Annotated in this window: 18 protein-coding genes and 1 pseudogene; 11 read left to right on the forward strand and 8 right to left on the reverse strand. The window is 59.5% G+C overall.

Annotated elements, in window-relative coordinates; genetic code table 11:
• Positions 1 to 72 precede the first annotated feature (72 nt).
• Together TU74_RS19555 and TU74_RS19560 are read right to left on the reverse strand one after the other, a co-directional pair.
• A complete protein-coding gene (locus tag TU74_RS19555; protein ID WP_048377400.1) occupies positions 73 to 1,212 on the reverse strand; it encodes a trypsin-like peptidase domain-containing protein in 1,140 nt (379 codons plus the stop codon).
• 42 nt (positions 1,213 to 1,254) lie between these two features.
• Positions 1,255 to 2,268 (reverse strand): ATP-grasp domain-containing protein, encoded by a 1,014-nt coding sequence (locus TU74_RS19560; RefSeq protein WP_047277615.1) that lies wholly within the window; start codon positions 2,266 to 2,268, stop codon positions 1,255 to 1,257.
• Between the two features lie 291 nt (positions 2,269 to 2,559).
• On the opposite strand from TU74_RS19560, the gene TU74_RS19565 reads away from it, so the two are divergent.
• From TU74_RS19565 to TU74_RS19585, 5 genes are all read left to right on the forward strand, one after another.
• Positions 2,560 to 3,003 carry a TM2 domain-containing protein gene (locus TU74_RS19565; protein WP_047278526.1) on the forward strand — a complete coding sequence of 148 codons (444 nt, stop codon included), beginning with the start codon at positions 2,560 to 2,562 and terminating at the stop codon, positions 3,001 to 3,003.
• A gap of 226 nt (positions 3,004 to 3,229) precedes the next feature.
• Positions 3,230 to 3,739 (forward strand): hypothetical protein, encoded by a 510-nt coding sequence (locus TU74_RS19570; protein ID WP_047277620.1) that lies wholly within the window; start codon positions 3,230 to 3,232, stop codon positions 3,737 to 3,739.
• Positions 3,740 to 3,941: 202 nt separating this feature from the next.
• Positions 3,942 to 4,325, forward strand: coding sequence for a transcriptional regulator (locus tag TU74_RS19575; RefSeq protein ID WP_048377401.1), 384 nt, complete (start codon positions 3,942 to 3,944; stop codon positions 4,323 to 4,325).
• Between the two features lie 81 nt (positions 4,326 to 4,406).
• Positions 4,407 to 5,057, forward strand: coding sequence for a DUF2589 domain-containing protein (locus TU74_RS19580; protein WP_047277624.1), 651 nt, complete (start codon positions 4,407 to 4,409; stop codon positions 5,055 to 5,057).
• 65 nt (positions 5,058 to 5,122) lie between these two features.
• Positions 5,123 to 5,722 (forward strand): DUF2589 domain-containing protein, encoded by a 600-nt coding sequence (locus TU74_RS19585; protein WP_048377402.1) that lies wholly within the window; start codon positions 5,123 to 5,125, stop codon positions 5,720 to 5,722.
• A 5-nt stretch (positions 5,723 to 5,727) separates the two neighbouring features.
• Here TU74_RS19585 and pmrG read toward each other — a convergent pair whose 3' ends face one another.
• Complete coding sequence (gene pmrG, locus TU74_RS19590) at positions 5,728 to 6,450, reverse strand: lipopolysaccharide core heptose(II)-phosphate phosphatase PmrG (protein ID WP_048377403.1); 723 nt, start codon at positions 6,448 to 6,450, stop codon at positions 5,728 to 5,730.
• 470 nt (positions 6,451 to 6,920) lie between these two features.
• On the opposite strand from pmrG, the pseudogene TU74_RS25120 reads away from it, so the two are divergent.
• From TU74_RS25120 to TU74_RS19605, 4 genes and pseudogenes are all read left to right on the forward strand, one after another.
• A pseudogene (locus TU74_RS25120) lies at positions 6,921 to 7,853 on the forward strand (methyl-accepting chemotaxis protein); the annotation flags it as partial.
• A gap of 141 nt (positions 7,854 to 7,994) precedes the next feature.
• Positions 7,995 to 8,708, forward strand: coding sequence for a methyl-accepting chemotaxis protein (locus TU74_RS25125; RefSeq protein WP_371058662.1), 714 nt, complete (start codon positions 7,995 to 7,997; stop codon positions 8,706 to 8,708).
• Between the two features lie 426 nt (positions 8,709 to 9,134).
• Positions 9,135 to 10,166, forward strand: a complete 1,032-nt coding sequence (locus TU74_RS19600; RefSeq protein WP_157315196.1) for a DUF2599 domain-containing protein — start codon at positions 9,135 to 9,137, stop codon at positions 10,164 to 10,166.
• 198 nt (positions 10,167 to 10,364) lie between these two features.
• Positions 10,365 to 10,745 (forward strand): hypothetical protein, encoded by a 381-nt coding sequence (locus tag TU74_RS19605; protein WP_047277634.1) that lies wholly within the window; start codon positions 10,365 to 10,367, stop codon positions 10,743 to 10,745.
• On the opposite strand, the gene TU74_RS19610 is transcribed toward TU74_RS19605, so the two are convergent.
• The 4 genes from TU74_RS19610 to mdaB form a co-directional block, all read right to left on the reverse strand.
• A complete protein-coding gene (locus tag TU74_RS19610; RefSeq protein ID WP_048377406.1) occupies positions 10,746 to 12,191 on the reverse strand; it encodes a SulP family inorganic anion transporter in 1,446 nt (481 codons plus the stop codon).
• Positions 12,192 to 12,362: 171 nt separating this feature from the next.
• Positions 12,363 to 14,030 carry a gamma-glutamyltransferase gene (gene ggt / locus TU74_RS19615; protein WP_048377407.1) on the reverse strand — a complete coding sequence of 556 codons (1,668 nt, stop codon included), beginning with the start codon at positions 14,028 to 14,030 and terminating at the stop codon, positions 12,363 to 12,365.
• An 87-nt stretch (positions 14,031 to 14,117) separates the two neighbouring features.
• Complete coding sequence (locus tag TU74_RS19620; RefSeq protein WP_047277640.1) at positions 14,118 to 15,029, reverse strand: LysR family transcriptional regulator; 912 nt, start codon at positions 15,027 to 15,029, stop codon at positions 14,118 to 14,120.
• 68 nt (positions 15,030 to 15,097) lie between these two features.
• The gene (mdaB, locus tag TU74_RS19625; protein ID WP_047278542.1) at positions 15,098 to 15,682 is read right to left on the reverse strand and encodes an NADPH:quinone oxidoreductase MdaB; all 585 of its coding nucleotides are present in this window, start codon (positions 15,680 to 15,682) and stop codon (positions 15,098 to 15,100) included.
• 196 nt (positions 15,683 to 15,878) lie between these two features.
• Between mdaB and TU74_RS19630 the strand changes: the two genes are divergently transcribed.
• Positions 15,879 to 16,193 carry a putative quinol monooxygenase gene (locus TU74_RS19630; protein ID WP_047277644.1) on the forward strand — a complete coding sequence of 105 codons (315 nt, stop codon included), beginning with the start codon at positions 15,879 to 15,881 and terminating at the stop codon, positions 16,191 to 16,193.
• Here TU74_RS19630 and TU74_RS19635 read toward each other — a convergent pair.
• Positions 16,183 to 16,947, reverse strand: coding sequence for a sulfite exporter TauE/SafE family protein (locus TU74_RS19635; protein WP_048377408.1), 765 nt, complete (start codon positions 16,945 to 16,947; stop codon positions 16,183 to 16,185). The two genes, TU74_RS19630 and TU74_RS19635, sit on opposite strands and share 11 nt — an antisense overlap.
• Before the next feature lie 142 nt (positions 16,948 to 17,089).
• On the opposite strand from TU74_RS19635, the gene TU74_RS19640 reads away from it, so the two are divergent.
• Positions 17,090 to 17,974 carry a LysR substrate-binding domain-containing protein gene (locus TU74_RS19640; protein ID WP_048377409.1) on the forward strand — a complete coding sequence of 295 codons (885 nt, stop codon included), beginning with the start codon at positions 17,090 to 17,092 and terminating at the stop codon, positions 17,972 to 17,974.
• The last annotated feature ends 26 nt before the right edge of the window (positions 17,975 to 18,000 follow it).

The raw sequence follows: 18,000 nt of genomic DNA on the forward strand, positions 1-18,000 counted from the left end.
TTGATTACCTGGAAATACAAAAAAAGTGAGAGACGATTCGCGAGTCAACGGGTTATGACAAGCACGAAATCGTTACTGGAGATGGCTGGCGTCAATCCGCCATAAACCCGACTGCGCCGCCCGAACCAGCTCGGGCGTGCTCAACGCGCGTTCACTGCGCCCGCGCTGAGCGGGCACGCGGGCGGCCTCAAGAAACGCCAGCACCAGCGCCGCCTTCACGGCAAAATTCATGTTCTGCGCATCTGCCATGCTGGACGTGACCAACCCGCCCACCAGACCGTACGGGTCAAACACCGGGCTGCCACTGGAGCCCGGCTGTATCGGTGCAGTGAACTGCATCAGGCTGGCATCATCGCGCAGACCGAACAGCCCCGATACCACACCTTGGGAGACTTGCACCCCGCCACCCGCCAGCCCGGCCAACGGAAAGCCCAACGTGACGACGCTTTCGCCCAGCTCGCAGCCAATGCCGTCACGAAACGTCACCGGGCTCAAAGGCGGCGCACCACTGACCCGCAGCAGCGCCAGATCATTCGTGCGATCCACCACCACGGCTTCTGCCTGAAAGCGGCCCTCGAACGAGGCGATGGACAAATGGTTCAAACCTTCAATCACGTGGGCGCACGTCAGAATATGCTGCGCACTGACCGCAAACCCGGTGCCAGTCGCGCTTTGTCGCGCGTCAGTGGCAGGGGCATCGGTGCTGACCCGTTGCGGGTGACGATCATCCAGACTGCTGCCCAGGTGTCGGACAAATGCACTCAAACCGTAAGCCGATGCTTCAACCAATGCACGAAGCTTCCATTGGTCCTGGCGACGGTACACCTCGGCAATCACCATCGCACTGTCGCCGTAGTCAGCCAGCGACAGACCATGCTCGATCTGGTCTTCAACGTTTAGCTCAAATGAACCCAGCTCACGCAGCGGCCCCAGCGCCCCGTACACATACAACACCAGCAGCACGCGTTCGCAGGTGGCGGGCAGTTGATCCAGCGCCAGGGCAAACTTGGCCAGGCCACAGGTGTCGTGCCATTGCACCCAGGGCTGGGGCTGATGCAACAGCGCAGGTTCAGTCACCAGTTGACGCTGGCTATCCAGCGCCAGCAAGGCCAGCCCGGCGTAATCGCCCAGCGCCCCGGCCCGCGCGCAAACCAGGTTAAATTCACAACGCACCGACTGCAGAGGCGCGTTGCCTCCCGGCATCAATTTCATCTTCCTTGATTCCCCTGTGCCAGTACGCTTAATGAGAGGCGCTCACCTTAACAGCTCTTCCCCACGAACCGAAACGGCCACCGTAATGGCCTTGACCTGCACATCGTCACGCCATGCGCCCAATGGTTGCGGCAGATTCAGACGTCGGGTGGCGAAAATTCCCGGCAGGTTGACGCCGGTTTCTCGTGTGTAACCGATACCACCTGAATAACGCAGATTAATCTCCAGCAAATGCGGCTGGCCGCTGGCGTCATCACGGGTTTGCACATTGACGATGCCATCGCAGCCAAAATGCTCAGCTGCCCGGAGGGCCAGTTCCACGGCATCGCTGTCGCGCTCGAACGTTTGCATCAAGCCCTGTTTGCGCCGCCCGACGAACGCCACGGCCTTGCCCGCTTCGCACACCATGTCCACCGAGCACTCACTGCCCGGCATATAGGGCATCACCAGCAGTGGCTTGGGCTGCTCGGACTGGCCATACGCCTGCGCGAAGACATTCAGATTCACCTCGTGGGAATCAGCGTTGGCGAAGCTGCGAAACGGGTCGACGTCTTCCGACACACGCCAGAACCCTTGGCCATAAATACCGCGCGTGGGTTTCACACACACCTGCCCATCACGGGACAACTGGGCGTAGGCGCTTTCCAGTTCGGCTTGGGTGTGTACGGTGATTGCAGGGATACAGGCCAGTCCGGCCGCCGATGCCTCGCGGGTGAACACCGACTTGTCGTCAACCCGCTCAAAGGTGTCGAGGCTCAGTGCGCCCGTGACCAGCACCAGCCCGGCCCGCTCAAAATCAGCCCGATGCGCTTCATAAACGTGCCCGACCCGACCCGCCAGCACGACCTTGACGCCATGGGCGCGTGCGGTGTCGATGACCCAGGCGATGCGCGCTTCATTGTCCTGCGGTTCGCGTAGGGCCAAATCCGCCAGCCCGGTGATTTCGGGGCGGCTCTGGCGATGCGAGGCCACAATTTGTATACGTTCAGGCAATGCCGCACGGGCGCCCGCAATCACGTCGCGCTGGCTGGATTGCCCTTCAAGAAACCAGATCATGGACATCCCTTGGTACACATGGAGGAGAGACACACTAAGCGCGGAATTCTACGCCAGCTCACCTCAATGTGAACGCTTATGAACAGTACTATTGAAATGCCACTACTGCACATGCTCCAATTGCCGCCCTTTTTGAAACATTCGGCATTAATTGGCTCTGACCGACGCGTGTGCGGTCGCCAATTGGCCTTAAACCTGTCCGCGTTTAAGAGCGCCGTTTGCCCGGAACAGACTTAGCAGCAACTCATCTATCTACCCCTCGTTTAATGAGGGGAACACAAGGAGCAGTACATGAAAGGCAAGGTTCTTGAGTTCAACTCGGCAAGTCGCACCGGCACCATCTCGGCGGATGACGGCAACCGTTACGCGTTCAGCGTCGATCAATGGAAAAGCGCAGTACTGCCAAAGGCAGGCAGCCGTGTGGATTTTTCCGCCAATGCCAGCAACGCCGAAGCCATCTTCCTGGACGGCCCGGCAGCCTCCGGTAACTCGAAAAAAATCCCGGCGGCCCTGCTGGCGTTTTTCCTGGGTGCATTTGGCGCGCACAAGTTTTACCTGGGCTACAACGCCCAAGGCATCATCATGCTGTTGGTGTTCCTGTTCGGCTTCATCTTGCTGGGCGTGCCTTCGATGATCATCGGCCTGATCGCCTTCATCGAATTCATCATCTACCTGACCAAGACCGACGAAGACTTCGAGCAGACCTACGTGGTTGGCCGCAAGCCTTGGTTCTAAGCCATCACGCTGACGCGTTGTAATCGCTGACGAGCAGCGCGAGGCTGCGTCCCATGGCACAGCCTCGCACCACGATGACAACCCCTCATGCCTGTACCGCTGTGCGGCCTGCGCCTCGTAGGCCGCGAAGATGATCCAGCGCAATAGAACCTGACTTGGCATGGCCCTTCGCGGCGAATTGACTACGCTCCACTGACGCTGTTTTCAACCCGTCAAGGAGCCTGCCATGACCCTTTCCGTTACCAGCAAAACCCTCAGCGACTACGACGCCCAGTGGGCCTTTAACACCGCCACGGCGTTTTTGCGCAAATCCCCCATTGCCGACTACTTGATCAAGCAGCTTGAAAAGCAGAAAACAGTGACGCTCACCGTCGAGGTGTATGCCGACCCTGCCCAGGCCAACCGCAACACGTCCGATCACGGCGTCATTGAGTGGAGCGTGCTCAGCAACGACCTGTCGAGCAATGAAGCAAGCGAAGTCACCGCCTTTCTGAGCCGCACCCCAATTGAGCAAAAACCTTACCTCGCCAGCCAATTGAATTTGCTGCACCTGCTGGCCCTCGCCTGCCAGCAACTGAATAACCAGCTCGACTTGCGTGACGCCGATGCCCCTTGGCCATGGCTGGATGAGAAGACGCTCAGCGCAGTCGATATCGAAAACCACGTCGCCCGGGAATTGAGCGAACAGCCGTTGCCTGACGAGCAGAACTGGGATCGCATACTCAACGGCAAATAAGCCCTGTACCTGACGCCCGGCCACCCAGGTCGGGCATGCCGCTTCCTCTGTGCAATAGGGAAAATCGCCGTGCAGCGCTCAGGTGAAACCTGATATCACTTGGTAATAATTCCTATCTGCAAGGGGTGCATTTCCTACTTATAAGGGGGTGGCACGCGTCCTTAGTATCCAAATGGACACTTAAGATTCCAAGGACCGAACAATGGACGTCAACGACCTCAACCTGGTCAACATTCGCCAACTGCCCCACTCGCTGCAAGCGCTCATTGACTGCGTGGGGCTGGAACATGCCTACCGACTGACCTGCGAGTTTGGCGGCAGGCCCAAGTACATCCCCAAACACGCCGAACGCACCTCGCTGTCGCAGATCTTGCCGCCCGAGGCACTGGGCGCACTGATCAAGCGGTTTGCCGGGCTGGCGCTGGAAATCCCCAAGGCTGATCACTTCTGCCGCCAGATCCGCAATCAGCATATCCAGCAGGAAACCTGCCAAGGGTTGTCGCGCAGCAGGCTGGCGGACAAGTACGGCCTGAGCCTGCGCCAGATCGGCAATATCCGCCGCCTCGAAACCCCGATTCCACGGTAATCGGTTCCCGCTGAACGGCTCCTGGGCGAGCCCCTACAGTGACATTGCGCACCCTCGCGCACCTCAATACGGAGATTGACCATGTCACACATCGATTCAGGCCTGATTGGCTCAGTGATTAACGCACTGCCGCTGGACCGCATGATTGCGGGTCCGTTGCAGGCCATGATTCAGGCGCAGGTGCAGGCCAGCAAGTCGTACGCCGACTTCCTCATGGGCGTGTGCATTCAGGAAGGCAAAGCGGTTTCGGTGCAGTTTGACTACGACGAAACGCTGGTGGACGACCAGGGCGTCTACAAGGGAACCGTCACCAAGCACATGCGCATCCCGCTGCTGGCGGCGATCAGTCACCCGAACATCACCATTGAAGAAGGCAACATCGATTTTGAGCTGACCATCAGTCAGCAAGCCGAAAGCACCCAGCAAACCAGCGGCGAAGGCAGCTTTGCCGCGTCGATGGGCTGGGGGCCGTTCAATGTGTCGATCAAGGGGTCGGCCAGTCACACGTCGTCGCAAACCCGCAAGACCGATACCCGTGCGCGGTATGCCATCAGCACCCGGGTGGTGCGTCAGGGCCCGCCCGAAGCGCTGATGCGGGTGATCGACTTCCTCACCGAGGCCGCCACCAAGCCCATCGTGATGCCAAACGCGACCGCGCAGCATCTGGATGCCCTGCCGACCGCCGGGGTCTTGCCCGCGCCGGGCGCACCGGCTGCACACACCCAGGCATAACCCTCTGGACGTGGCCCCGTCCCTGGCGACGGGGTCGCTTACCCCCACACCAAGGAGTGTGAAACATGGCGCTTTTCAATCGCCACAAAGAGCCGCTGGCGTTGCCCGACCCACGCAAGCAACCCATGGCCGCCTGCGACCTGAGCAGCATTACCCGGGGTTTGCAGCAAGCCGCTGCGGCCACCCAACACCTGGTGGCGCAGCAATACATCAAACTGTTCGACCAGTTTTTCGACTACGACATTGACGACCTGGGAACCCCGATGAAAGCCAAAATGGTCGACGTGGCGCTGGATGAACAGCACACCCTGCGCGTACCGCTGGTGACGCTCGTGGCACCGCGCGGTTTGGCGCTGGAAGCGATGAAGGTGGATCTGTCGGTGCGCATGCACGCCACCGAGCAGCAAAAGGCCAGCCACGCACTGGAGAACGGTGAGCTGGACTGTGCGCAGTTTTTCGTCACCTTTGGCGGTGACAAAAACGACCATCACCCCCGCAAAACCGATGAGATGCACATCAGCATGGAATTTCGCGCGTGCGATCCTCCCGAGTCGATTCACCGCATGATTGAGGAATACACCCAACTCATCAGCCCGGTGCGTAACGACTCGCCAGGGGTTTCGTCCGGTGCGCCCCGGTCGCCGGGTGTATTGAGCGAGCCGTGAAGCGCTTAGAAACTGGAGGTTTCAAGGCTGCGGTGCAGCCCGGCCACGACCCTCGGCAGGATGCGCTCCCAGTCGCCGGTTTCGATGTAGCCCAGCATCTTGGGTGGCGCGTTTGCAGCGCCAACCTCAATAAACAGCGATGCGCCGTAACCAAAGGTGGTGTCAGTGGCCACGTGCAGCGACTGCTCCAATTGGTCCATGCATTCGCTGTGGGTGACCAGCACCAGATTGCGCCCCGCCACCTTGTGCTTAAGGGCATCACTCAACAAGGTGCTACGGCAGTTGAATAACCAATCCTGAGCCTGCACCGGCCGCTCGAACATAAAACCGGCCGTCTGCCGGGTTCGGGTCAGCGGGCTGCTGTAGATGTCCACGTTTTGCAGACCCATTTTCTGAAAGTCGGCACCCAGTTGGCGGGCGGTGTCGGTGGCGCGCACGGTTACCCCATCGACAGGTCCCAGGCACGGCGCAATGGACCGGTCGCAGCGCTCAACATGACGCACCAGCGCAATCACGTCGCCCTGGGCCCAGCTCCGGGTCAGCGCCTGCACGCGGTCAAGGTGCCGCGTCTGGGCCAGATTGGGCGCCGACGCTGGCGCCAGCAACTGCACCGTGAGCACGATGGTCAGCACGCTGGCGGCCAGCACCACCCAGGCATTACGGTAACGGGCGAACACACGGCGCAGCGGGAAACCTTTAACGTCGGTAAGGCCAAGACTTGGCGTCAAAATAGCACTACCCCTGTGGGACTCATTAACTGAAACAGGCCGATAAGCCCTCGATACAAGGCAGATCCTTGCACGCACAGGCCATCAGCCGACTGAACAGAAGTCTAAGAACAGGCACGTCGGGGATCGGTGAAACCGATGTGAAAAAAAACGTGAGCGCGCGGCCTTTCCCTCACTGTTTAAAGGGCTTCTGACCGTTTATCGAGGCGTTTAAAAAAGCGTTTCAGCTCTGCGCCCTGCCGCCGATACAGCCCAATACACCTTCTGCTGGGCCAGAACAAAAAGACTCTCCAGCGAAATCTCGATCAAGAAGCGAACGGTTCCTGGAGGAACGCATGAACAGCTGGCTGAGCAATATCAGCGTCAACATGAAACTCGCACTGGGCTTTGGCCTGGTGTTGACCCTTACGTTATTAATGGCCATCAGCGACTGGCTCAGCCTGGACAAGCTGATCGACCGCAGTAACTGGATGAGCGACATCACCCGCCTCAACAGTTCATTGACCAACCTGCGCGTGGCGCGCTTGCAGTACATGCTCACCGATGGCGACGAAACCGCGGCGCAAAACGTGCAGACCAATCTGGACGCCTTTGTGGTGCAGCAAAAACAGCTGATTGCATCGTTCAAGAGCCCGGAAAACCTCAAGCTGCTTAACGAACAGCACGAGATCATCAAACAGTACCAATCGGCCCTGGTCACCATGCGCAAAGCGTATGTGGAATCGGCGGTGTCTCGCGATGAAATGGACCAGTACTCGAAAGTCGCGCGCGACGCGATGGACCTGTTGAAAAGCCGCGTCATGCAGAGCAGTGCCAGTGAACAGGACCGCTTTGAGCAATTGGAAACGCTGACCACCGTTCGCGAAAAATTCCTCGTCGCCCGCTACCAAGTCCGCGCCTACATCGCCGCCCAGACCACCGCTAACGAACAGGCCGCACGCCAGCAACTCAACGAGGCGATTGCCAGCCTGACCACGCTCAACACCTATTTCGTCGCCAGCGCTCCTGAGACCCTTCGCACCCTGGATGACGCGTTGTCGCACTATCAGCACGCCTTGCAGGTCTACGCCGACACCGACAAAACCATCACTGACATGCGCAAGGAAATGACCGACTACGGGTCGGGCATCCTCAACCGCAGCGATGCGTTGTACACCATCCAGCTGGAGCGCCGCGACAACGAAAGCGCCAACGCCAACACCATTCAATTGGTCAGCACGCTGCTGGTGCTGTTGTTCGGGATACTGGCCGCCGTCATCATCACCCGCCAGATCACCCGCCCGCTGCGTGAAACCCTGGAAGTCGTGGAGCGTATTGCCGGGGGCGATCTGAGCCACAACCTGCGCGTCACCCGCCGCGATGACCTGGGCGTGTTGCAACAAGGGATTGCGCGCATGGGCACCACCCTGCGCGAGCTGATTGGCGGCATCCGCGATGGCGTGACGCAAATTGCCAGCGCCGCCGAAGAGTTGTCGGCCGTGACCGAGCAGACCAGCGCCGGGGTCAACAGCCAAAAGATCGAGACCGATCAAGTGGCCACCGCCATGCATGAAATGACCGCCACCGTGCAGGAAGTTGCACGCAATGCTGAAGACGCCTCGCAAGCCGCCGCGGCAGCCGACGCTGAAGCCCGCGAAGGCGACCAGGTGGTTAATCAGGCCATCGACCAGATCGAGCGTCTGGCGGTGGAAGTGGGTCGTTCGACCGAAGCCATGGCCGTGCTGCAACAGGAAAGCGACAAGATCGGCAGCGTGATGGACGTGATTAAAGCAGTGGCCGAGCAAACCAACCTGCTGGCCCTCAACGCCGCCATTGAAGCCGCACGTGCCGGTGAAGCCGGTCGCGGGTTTGCCGTCGTCGCGGATGAAGTGCGGGGGCTGGCCCAGCGTACGCAAAAGTCCACCGAAGAAATCCAGACGTTGGTCGCGGCCCTGCAAAGTGGCACCCAACACGTGGCCAGCGTGATGAACAGCAGCCGCAGCCTGACCGACAGCAGCGTGACCCTGACCCGTCAGGCGGGGACTTCGCTGCAAGGCATCACGCGGACCGTGTCCAACATCCAGTCGATGAACCAGCAAATCGCGGCAGCGGCGGAACAACAGAGCGCCGTGGCAGAAGAAATCAGCCGCAGCATCATCAACGTGCGTGACGTGTCGGAACAAACCGCCGCCGCGAGCGATGAAACGGCCAAGTCCAGCATCGAATTGGCCCGCCTGGGCAATCAGCTGCAAATGATGGTGAGCCACTTCAGAATCTGATGCAGCCGCCACGACGTTGATCTCAAGCCCTTCTCAATGAAGGGCTTTTTGTTTTCAGACTGGCTGAAGCTCACTCCCGCGTCAGGCCCGCAGCGGCCCGTGGGGCTGGGGCTACCTGTCATTTATGACAGTATAAAAACCGCGTGAAATCACTTAATAAAGGAGCACCCCACTCAACCGTTAGAGCATTGCATGACGACAATGATCATCTCGGACGGCCGCCCCCCGATAACACGGCCAATTAAAACAAAAAGGGCCCCTCGGACATTCTCCCGCCTGATTTATTTAACGGCCCTGGCCGGCCTGACGTTTAACGCTCTGGCTGAACCGGGTGATGACATTGCCGCCGAGATGACCCGGTACTACCTGTCCACAGTTGAATCTTGTGCTGACGGGCAACGCCCGGCCTATTACTGTTCGGGCCTGATGATAAAAAACACACGCCCGCGCCCGGGGCATTACGCCTGGAATCCGGGGCGCGCTGCGGTCTCAAGCGGGGGCACCTCTTTCATCTACTTGCGCGCCGACACCCGGTTCAATAACCCCGACGCCAATACGCTCAATGGCTTTGTGTTTTACCCCTATGGCCATGCCCAGCCGCCCATAAAAAAAGCGCCCCAGGTGCTGTGCGCGTTTCCTCTCGCGACATGGACGCACAAACGGGACGATAAAGGGTGCGGGGATCAATTCGATACATCGGCCGTCGAAACGTCCTGTGAAGCACTGAACATTCATACGGCTGAAGACTGGGTCGACGACCATTTGAAAACCGATGGCAACCTCAGAAAGCAATGCGCCTTCCGGGAGGTCAGCGGTCGCTTTGAAGAAAAGGGGGCGCAACACTTTTATGCCAGCCTGAAGGCCCGATCACTGCTGCTTAAAAATTCGGACCAACTTGAATACGACACCTTTGAAACACCCAACACACTGCGCTTATCGACCTGGGCAGAAAACCCGGATTCGCTGCCGATCATGGCGTTCTTTTACGTAGACGATCCGTATCTGGGCAGCGGGCTGGCGGCCGCTCAACAGGATCAACTGGATTGGGTCGTCGAGAACAAGCGCGCCTACACCCCCATTATCAAAATCACCTACCCGGCCACCATGAAAGAGCACGCGGTCTTCACGTTCAATCAAGCCGATCAACGGGTATGCCCCACCTACTTCGATTCGTCGCGCTGGGTGTTGAAAGAGGGCAAATGGTGGTTGGTGGTAACACCCAGCGCATGCAGTCAAGCGGTTGCGCTGTTTAACAGCCAGGCCGCGAGCAAAGAGTTGCTGGCGCTGCACGGCGCGGATGCCGAGTTCAACGCCTTGGCGCCAGGTCATTCGATAGCAGAACAGCTCCAGTGCCTGGCCTCCAGGTACCGCAGCGCCGGAGAATGGAACCTCGCTCCCTGGCGTTCGGCCGAGGGTTTGACCCAGGCTCAGGTCCTGGCTGCGGATTGCCAACCCTAGGGTCTGTTCCCGCTTCATTGCCAACCGCGTCGCGGGGTCATGGATTAACGGATCAACTGAATGCCAGCGCGGCGAGAAATCTAAAAAAAAACGGCCGTGAGTGAAGGCAGCCACGGCCGCAGAATCGATACAGTCTTGACCCGTTTATTTCCCTGAATCGACGCTGCTTCAGCGCGCTCAGGCTTGAGTAGGTCGAGAATGCGTTTAAAAGTGTGTGGCTGGATCGGTGCGTGGTGTGTATTGCTGACCTTGCAGGGCTGCGGCCCGAATGTCTCTTATGTGTATTCGCCGCCACCGGACGTGGCCGGCAAATACTGCATCAACGCCTGCTCCAGTCAAAAAAGCCAGTGCAAAACGATGGCCCAGATGCAGTCGCAAACCCAGCGAGCGCTCTACGATGCGCAGTTGACGGCGTACAACTATTGCCGTCAGAACGGCGATAAAAAACAGCGCAAATTGTGCAGCTATCCCACCGCGAGTTACCACTACGGCGGCTTTGGCGACACCTGCGGCGAAGACTACAACGCCTGCTACCAAAACTGCGGTGGCACCATCCGCCGCGTGGTTCACGACGACTGATTACACCGCCTGCACGCGTGCCCGTTTAAGCAGCTTTTTGCAGCGCTCGGACACGTTCAGCACCCGCAGGTGTTTGCCCGCCTTGGCATAGCGCTCGCGCAATGTCATCAGTGCGGCAATGGCCGAATAATCGACAAAGCTCAGGTGACGACAATCGAGCGTCACCTGGGCCGGGTCGTTGGCCGGGTCGAACTGATTTAAAAACGTGGTCGTAGACGCAAAAAACAGCGTCCCATGCACGCGGTACAGCTTGCTGCCATCACGCTCCAGCGAGCTGTCGGCGTACAACTGACGCGCTTGCTGCCAGGCAAAGTTCAGCGCGGCGATGATGATGCCGCACAGCACCGCAAAGGCCAGGTCGGTGAACACCGTAATCACCGTCACGGCAACGATCACCAGTACGTCGTTGAGCGGTACTTTGTTCAGCACCCGCAACGAGGCCCAGGCGAAGGTTTGCTGCGCGACCACAAACATCACCCCCACCAGCGCCGCCAGGGGAATACGCTCGATCAACGGCGACAGAAACAGCACGAACAACACAATCATCACCCCCGCGACCACACCTGACAGTCGCCCGCGACCGCCGGAGCTGAGGTTGACCACGGTCTGGCCGATCATCGCGCACCCGCCCATGCCGCCAAACGCGCCGGACACCATGTTCGCAGCGCCCAACGCCACGCATTCGCGGTCCGGGTAACCACGGCTTTCGGTGATTTCGTCCGTCAGGTTAAGGGTGAGCAACGTTTCCAGCAGTCCGACCATGGCCATCAAAAACGCATAGGGCGCGATGATGCGCAGGGTGTCGAAGGTCCATGGGATCTGCGGCAGGCTGAAGCTCGGCCAGCCGCCTGCGATGTGGGCCATGTCGCCCAGCGTGCGGGTCGGCAGGCCCAACAGGTACACCGCCAGCCCCACCCCCAAAATCGCCACCAGCGCGGGCGGCGCCACTTTGGTCAGGCGCGGCAGGCCGTAGACCACCAGCATCGTCAGCGCCACCAGCCCGGCCATCACATACAACGGCGTGCCCGTGAGCCACTGCCCGTCCTGCTTGAAATGCTCCAGCTGGGCCATGGCAATGATGATCGCCAGCCCGTTGACGAACCCCAGCATCACCGGGTGCGGGACCATGCGCACCAATTTGCCGAGCCGGAGCAGCCCGAACGCCATCATGATCAGGCCGCCCAGCAGCACCGTGGCGAGGAAGTACTGCACGCCGTGTTGCACCACCAGCGCGATAATCACCACCGCCATCGACCCGGCCGCGCCGGACACCATGCCGGGACGGCCGCCGAACAGCGCGGTGAGGGTGCAAATGATGAACGCGCCATACAGGCCCATTAACGGGTTGAGGTGAGCCACCAGCGCAAAAGCGATGCACTCGGGCAGCAAGGCAAAGGACGTCGTGAGTCCGGCCAGAACATCGGCACGCAGACGAGAGAATTTCATGGAGTACCTAAAAGCGGGACGATCAGAAGGGTGTTTCAGAAACAGATAGTAACAAACTGCGTAGCACTCAGATAACTGGAGCCGCTGACGGGGTGAGCGCGGCTGCGCTCAGCAGGCGAAAGCGCTTTGCACGCCTTCGCCGCTCCTGCCCCGACAGCGACTGCAAGAAGGTTACTTCACCACTTTGCCCACGCCACGGCCGCGCGGGTCGGAGGCTGTTTCAAGTTGGGTGCCGTTGACGCGGATGGCCTGAATGTCGCCCATGTTCCAGCCCTGATCTTCCAGGGTGTAGCCCATGGCTTTGAGTTGGTCAGCCACTTGGCCAGTGATCGGCGCGTAGGCATCGAAGTAGATCGTGTCTTTGGGCAGCAACTGGTGATGCACGCGCTGGGCGCTGACGGCTTGCTCCAGCGGCAGGTTGTAGTCATACAGGTTGTTCAGCACCTGGAAAATCGAGGTAAAGATCCGCGATCCGCCCGGCGTACCCAGCACCAGGGTGACGTCGCCATCACGAGTCACCAGCGTCGGGCTCATCGACGACAGCATGCGCTTGCCCGGCTCAATCGCGTTGGCGTTACCGCCCACCACGCCGAACGAGTTGGCCACGCCCGGTTTCGAGCTGAAGTCATCCATTTCGTCGTTGAGCAGGAAACCCGCGCCTTTGACCACAACACCGCTGCCGTAATCCCAGTTCAAGGTGTAGGTATTGCTAACCGCGTTGCCGTCTTTATCGACAATGGAAAAGTGCGTGGTCTGATGCGGTTCCAGGCCCGGTTTGACGTTGTCTGTCGCTGAAATGGCTGTGGGGTTGACCTCTTTCGCACGCTTGGCGATGTACGCCGGGTCGGTCAGTTCGGCCACAGGCATCTTGCCGAAATCCGGGTCGCCCAAGTAATCGGCGCGGTCAGCGAACACGCGTTTTTCAATTTCAGCCAGCAGGTGGATATACGGCGCAGAGTTCAGTTCGACGCCTTTGAAGTCCGCCGCCCGCGCTTCCTTGATGCCGATCAGTTGCGCCAGCGCGATCCCGCCTGAGCTGGGCAGTGGCGCGGTGTACAGGGTATTGCCACGAAAATCGACGCGCATCGGTTCACGCCAGTTGACCTTGTAATCGTTCAAGTCTTCCTTGGTGATCAGGCCCTTGTCCTGCTGCATTTGAGCGACCAGCAAGTCGGCGGTTTTGCCGCGGTAAAACTCCTGGGCGCCCTGATCGGCAATGCGTTCCAGGGTGGTGGCCAGTTCTGGCTGCTTGAAGGTTTCACCCGGCTTCATGCTGCCGAAATAATCGCCGAAGTTGGTGGTGCCGTTGAACAGCTTCAACGCATCCTCGCGGTATTGGTATTGCTTGTCCGCAACCTTGAAGCCATTTTTCGCGTACCCCACGGCGGGGGTCAGCAACTCTGACCACGGCAATTTGCCGAAACGCTGGTGCGCTTCCCACAAGCCCATCACCGTGCCCGGCACACCGGCAGCGCGTGAGCCCACCAGGCTCATGTTTTCGATGATCTCGCCTTTGTCGTCCAGGTACATGTCGCGGCTGGCGGCTTTGGGCGCTGTTTCGCGGTAGTCGAGAAAGTAAGGCTTGCCATCGATGAACAACGTCATGAACCCGCCGCCGCCAATGTTGCCGGCTTCAGGGTAGGTCACGGCCAGGGTGAACGCCGTGGCGACGGCAGCATCGACGGCGTTGCCGCCTTTTTTGAGGATTTGCGCGGCCACTTCAGCGCCATATTGATCCGGGGCGGCCACGGCGCCGCCTTCCAGAGTGACGGCAAACGCCGACGAGCTGGCTGCAATCGCAGCCGCCAAGGTGAGGGATGTGAACCTGACAACACGCATGGGGACTTCCTTTTATTTTTGTATGACGGTGCTGAACCTTGTCTGATTTCAGAAACCTTTTCAAACAACAAAAGAGAAGCCCGAGGCTTAATGCGTGAAGTTGGCGGCCGCGTAGCTCGCGAGTTTGGTCTGGATAAAATCCAGAAAACACTGAATTCGCAGGGCCAATTGCGAGTTGCGGTAATACACGGCATGAATCGGCTGACGATAGCCGCTGTTGAACTCCCCCAGCACCACCTGTAAACGGCCGGCGGCGATGTCTTGGTGGGTCATGAAATGCGACAGGCACGCGATGCCCTGCCCCTGCAACGCCAGATGCCGCACCGTCTCGCCACTGGACGCGCTGATGTTCGGCTCGATCGGCCAGCGATCGCCCTGTGCATAACGCAGAGGCCATTGGTTCAGGCCATCGTTTTGGGTGAAGCCGATCAGGCTGTGACTGGCCAGCTCTGCGACCGAGTTCGGCATGCCGTGAGCGGCGATGTACGCCGGACTGGCAAGGATATTCAGCGGACTGCACCCCAACGAGCGGGCATGCAACGTGGAGTCAGCCAGGGTGCCGATGCGAATGGCAATGTCGGTGCTTTGCTCCAGCAAGTCGATAATCAGGTCGTTGCTGTTGAGCTCCAGCTGAATGTCCGGGTACAGCTCACGAAACTCGGGGATGTACGGCACGATGGCATGCAGCATGAACGGGGACGCGGCATTGATGCGCAGGCGCCCGGACGGCGTGCGCTGGTGAGCGATCAGGCGCTCTTCGAGTTCGTCCATTTGCTCAAGGATCTGCTTGGCACGCTCGAAGAAAAACTTGCCCTCCTCGGTCAGGTCCATGCGCCGCGTGGTGCGGTTGATCAGCGTGGTCTCGAGCTTGGCTTCAAGCCGCGACAACGTGCGACTGACGGCAGACGGTGTCTGCCCGGCATGTTCGGCGGCGGCTGAGATTGAGCCGCACTCGATCACCGACACAAAGATTTGCAACTCATCCGATCTGGCTTTCACACGCGTCCCTCATTGAATAGCCAGTCATGGTAGTCGCTGCCGGGCAGCGCGCGGCTGCGAGCCTCTCGTTACCGAAGAAACACGTCGGTGAGGTGTTGCTCGTAGCGGGCAGCATCCACTTCAGGCTGCGGACGCTTCATCACGTCAACGCACAGGAAGGTCGGCAAACCACTCATGCCCAAAAACTGGTTGGCTTTGTGGAATGGAAAATACACCGCATCGACGCCCTTGCCTTCAAAGAAATCGGCCGGATCGTCAAACGCTTGCTGCGGCGCATTCCAGGTCAGGGACAGCATGTATTTTTTGTCGTGGATCAAACCGCCACTGCCATAGCGCTGGGACGCATCGGAGCGCGTGCGGCCATCACTGGCGTACAAACTGCCATGGCCTTCGGTGAACACTTCGTCGACGTATTTTTTAACGATCCACGGGGCGCCCATCCACCAGCCGGGCATTTGATAAATGATGACGTCGGCCCACAGAAACTTTTGCACCTCTTCGGCCACGTCGTAGCCTTCGTCGATGTGGGTGACTTTGACGTCAAAGCCATTGCGGTCGAAAAATGCCAGTGCGGTGTCGTGCAGGGTCTGGTTGTAACGACCGTCCGAGTGCGCAAATTTTTTGGCACCGTTGAGCAAGAGTATTTTTTTCATCATCAGCCTCGTGGATAAACCCTCTGCGCTGTTGAGCGGCGTTGGAGTTAAAGGTTTAAAAGTGACCGGCACAGTAACGATTCCTTCCTTTAGGAAATACCCGTGCCGCGGCAAATAACATTTGCTCAATAATCACAAATAACCATTGCATTGTTGCCTTATTCTCTCGAAACCACTGACCTGAGGAGCCGACGAGATGCGCCCATTGCACGGATTTATTCTGCACGCCCATACCAAACCCGAAAAAGCTGACGCCTTTGAAGCGTTGTTTCGTTCCTACGTGGCGCCTAGCCGTCTGGAACCCGGCTGCATCGAGTACCACATGCTGCGCGATCAGCAAGACCCCACCCTGTTCATCTTTTATGAGATCTGGCAGTCCCGCGAGCACTTGGCCGTGCATGAAAACCTGCCGCACATGAAGCAGTTTTTCGACAACCGCATGGACTATCTGGCACGCGACTTTGACGTGCGCCTGATCGACATGCTCAGCCCGTCTTCGGCTAGCCGCTGATTAACAAGTGCGCGCCCAGCAGGGCCATGCCGACGAAAAAGACGCGTTTGAACAACGTCGCGCTGACGCGTTGACGCAGGAGTTGCCCGATCCACATGCCGAGCATGGCGGGTAACAGCGCCAGCAGGGACGCGCTCAATTCGCCGCCCCCCAAACTGCCGCGCCCATACAGCCCGGCAGCCAGAGCCAAGGTGGAGACACTGAAGGACAATCCCAAGGCTTGAACCAACTGATTTTTGCCCAGCCTCAAGGCTTGCAGGTACGGCACGGCAGGGATCACGAACACGCCCGTCGCTGAGGTAATGACACCCGTGACCACGCCACACAGCGACCCGAGCCAAGGCTCACGGGCCGGCGCCACCCGCCAGGTGGGCAAAAACAGTCCGCTCAAGGCGTACAGCAATAACGCGGCCCCTAAGGCGCGCACCACCCCGCTGCCGCCGTCGATGCCGAGCCACAACATGCCGAATCCCGTGCCGCAAACAATCCCCAACTGCATGGGCCATAAACGCCGGATCAAAGCGCGCAATTGACCACCGGCTGCCAATTGCCAGGCATTGGTGACGATCGACGGAATAATCAACAACGCGGCTGCCTGCGCCGGAGCAATAGCCAGCCCCAGCATGCCCATCGCCACCGTAGGCAAGCCCAGGCCGATCATCCCTTTGACCGTGCCTGCCATCAGAAACGTGAGCATGACCAGCAGCGACACTGCCCAACCCAGGGTTTGGTAAAACTCGATTAATGTCTTCATGCGCGTATGCTGGCGCACGGCCGACAAGCAGAAAATGCGCCATTGCCAGAGCCAGCCTATTGTTTGGCAAGAGGCTGTATCACCTCACACCGTCCGAATCTCGTCGCCCGACGCTGCGGGTGCAACAGAAGGAAACCCCACGATGCCTGTCGACCTGATCGATTTGCGCCTGTATTTGAACATCGTGCAGGCAGGCAATATCACGGCGGGGGCCCGCCTCAGTCATTTATCGCTGCCCGCTGCCAGCGCCCGGATCAGGGCCATGGAAGCCTCGCTAGGGGTCGAATGTTTGCAACGCAGCCGACGCGGCATCAGCCCGACGCCAGCAGGTCAGGCGCTGGCCCAGCATGCCCGGGTGCTGCTGAAACAGGCCGAGCGCATGCGGCACGATCTGGCGGAGTACGCACAAGGCTTCAAAGGCCGTGTGCGGCTGCTGTGCAACACCTCCGCACTCACTGAATACCTGCCGGAGTTGCTGGCAGACTTTGTGCGCCAACACCCCGCGATCAGCGTCGATCAGCAAGAACTGACCAGCCTGCGCATTACCCACGCCCTGCGTCAGGATGCGGCCGATATCGGGATCATTTCCGATGCCGTAGACACACACGACCTACAGACCCGCCCCTTTCGCAATGACCCGCTGGTGCTGGTGATCCCGCTTGATCATCCGCTGGCTGAGCACGCGGCCCCGTGCTTTAACGACGCTTTGCGCCATGATTTTGTCGGCCTTTCCGTCCATAGCGCGCTGGCGGTGTACCTGGAGGAACAAGCGCTGCACAGCGGCTTTCGCCTGACCACGCGATTGCGCGCAGAGGGCTTTGACGGTGTGTTGCGCATGGTCGCCCGTGGCGCCGGGTTGGGGATTGTGCCGCGCGCCACCATTGAGCGATGGCAAGCCCCCCGCACCTTCCGCGTGGTCACGCTCAATGAGCCGTGGGCAGATCGCAGGCTGCTGTTATGTGCGCGTTCGTTCGAGCAACTTCCGGCGTACGCACAGGCGTTGGCGGACGCGTTGTGCGCGCCATAGCCTTGTAGGAATTGGCCTAGAAGCAC

The organism is Pseudomonas lundensis (genome assembly GCF_001042985.1).
GTDB classification, from domain to species: Bacteria; Pseudomonadota; Gammaproteobacteria; order Pseudomonadales; family Pseudomonadaceae; genus Aquipseudomonas; species Aquipseudomonas lundensis.

Coding starts and splice junctions, on each gene's coding strand:
- TU74_RS19555 (WP_048377400.1), bottom strand. CDS start 1,212: ATGAAATTGATGCCGGGAGGCAACGCGCCTCTGCAGTCGGTGCGTTGT.
- TU74_RS19560 (WP_047277615.1), bottom strand. CDS start 2,268: ATGATCTGGTTTCTTGAAGGGCAATCCAGCCAGCGCGACGTGATTGCG.
- TU74_RS19565 (WP_047278526.1), top strand. CDS start 2,560: ATGAAAGGCAAGGTTCTTGAGTTCAACTCGGCAAGTCGCACCGGCACC.
- TU74_RS19570 (WP_047277620.1), top strand. CDS start 3,230: ATGACCCTTTCCGTTACCAGCAAAACCCTCAGCGACTACGACGCCCAG.
- TU74_RS19575 (WP_048377401.1), top strand. CDS start 3,942: ATGGACGTCAACGACCTCAACCTGGTCAACATTCGCCAACTGCCCCAC.
- TU74_RS19580 (WP_047277624.1), top strand. CDS start 4,407: ATGTCACACATCGATTCAGGCCTGATTGGCTCAGTGATTAACGCACTG.
- TU74_RS19585 (WP_048377402.1), top strand. CDS start 5,123: ATGGCGCTTTTCAATCGCCACAAAGAGCCGCTGGCGTTGCCCGACCCA.
- TU74_RS25125 (WP_371058662.1), top strand. CDS start 7,995: ATGCATGAAATGACCGCCACCGTGCAGGAAGTTGCACGCAATGCTGAA.
- TU74_RS19600 (WP_157315196.1), top strand. CDS start 9,135: ATGATAAAAAACACACGCCCGCGCCCGGGGCATTACGCCTGGAATCCG.
- TU74_RS19605 (WP_047277634.1), top strand. CDS start 10,365: ATGCGTTTAAAAGTGTGTGGCTGGATCGGTGCGTGGTGTGTATTGCTG.
- TU74_RS19610 (WP_048377406.1), bottom strand. CDS start 12,191: ATGAAATTCTCTCGTCTGCGTGCCGATGTTCTGGCCGGACTCACGACG.
- ggt (WP_048377407.1), bottom strand. CDS start 14,030: ATGCGTGTTGTCAGGTTCACATCCCTCACCTTGGCGGCTGCGATTGCA.
- mdaB (WP_047278542.1), bottom strand. CDS start 15,682: ATGAAAAAAATACTCTTGCTCAACGGTGCCAAAAAATTTGCGCACTCG.
- TU74_RS19630 (WP_047277644.1), top strand. CDS start 15,879: ATGCGCCCATTGCACGGATTTATTCTGCACGCCCATACCAAACCCGAA.
- TU74_RS19635 (WP_048377408.1), bottom strand. CDS start 16,947: ATGAAGACATTAATCGAGTTTTACCAAACCCTGGGTTGGGCAGTGTCG.
- TU74_RS19640 (WP_048377409.1), top strand. CDS start 17,090: ATGCCTGTCGACCTGATCGATTTGCGCCTGTATTTGAACATCGTGCAG.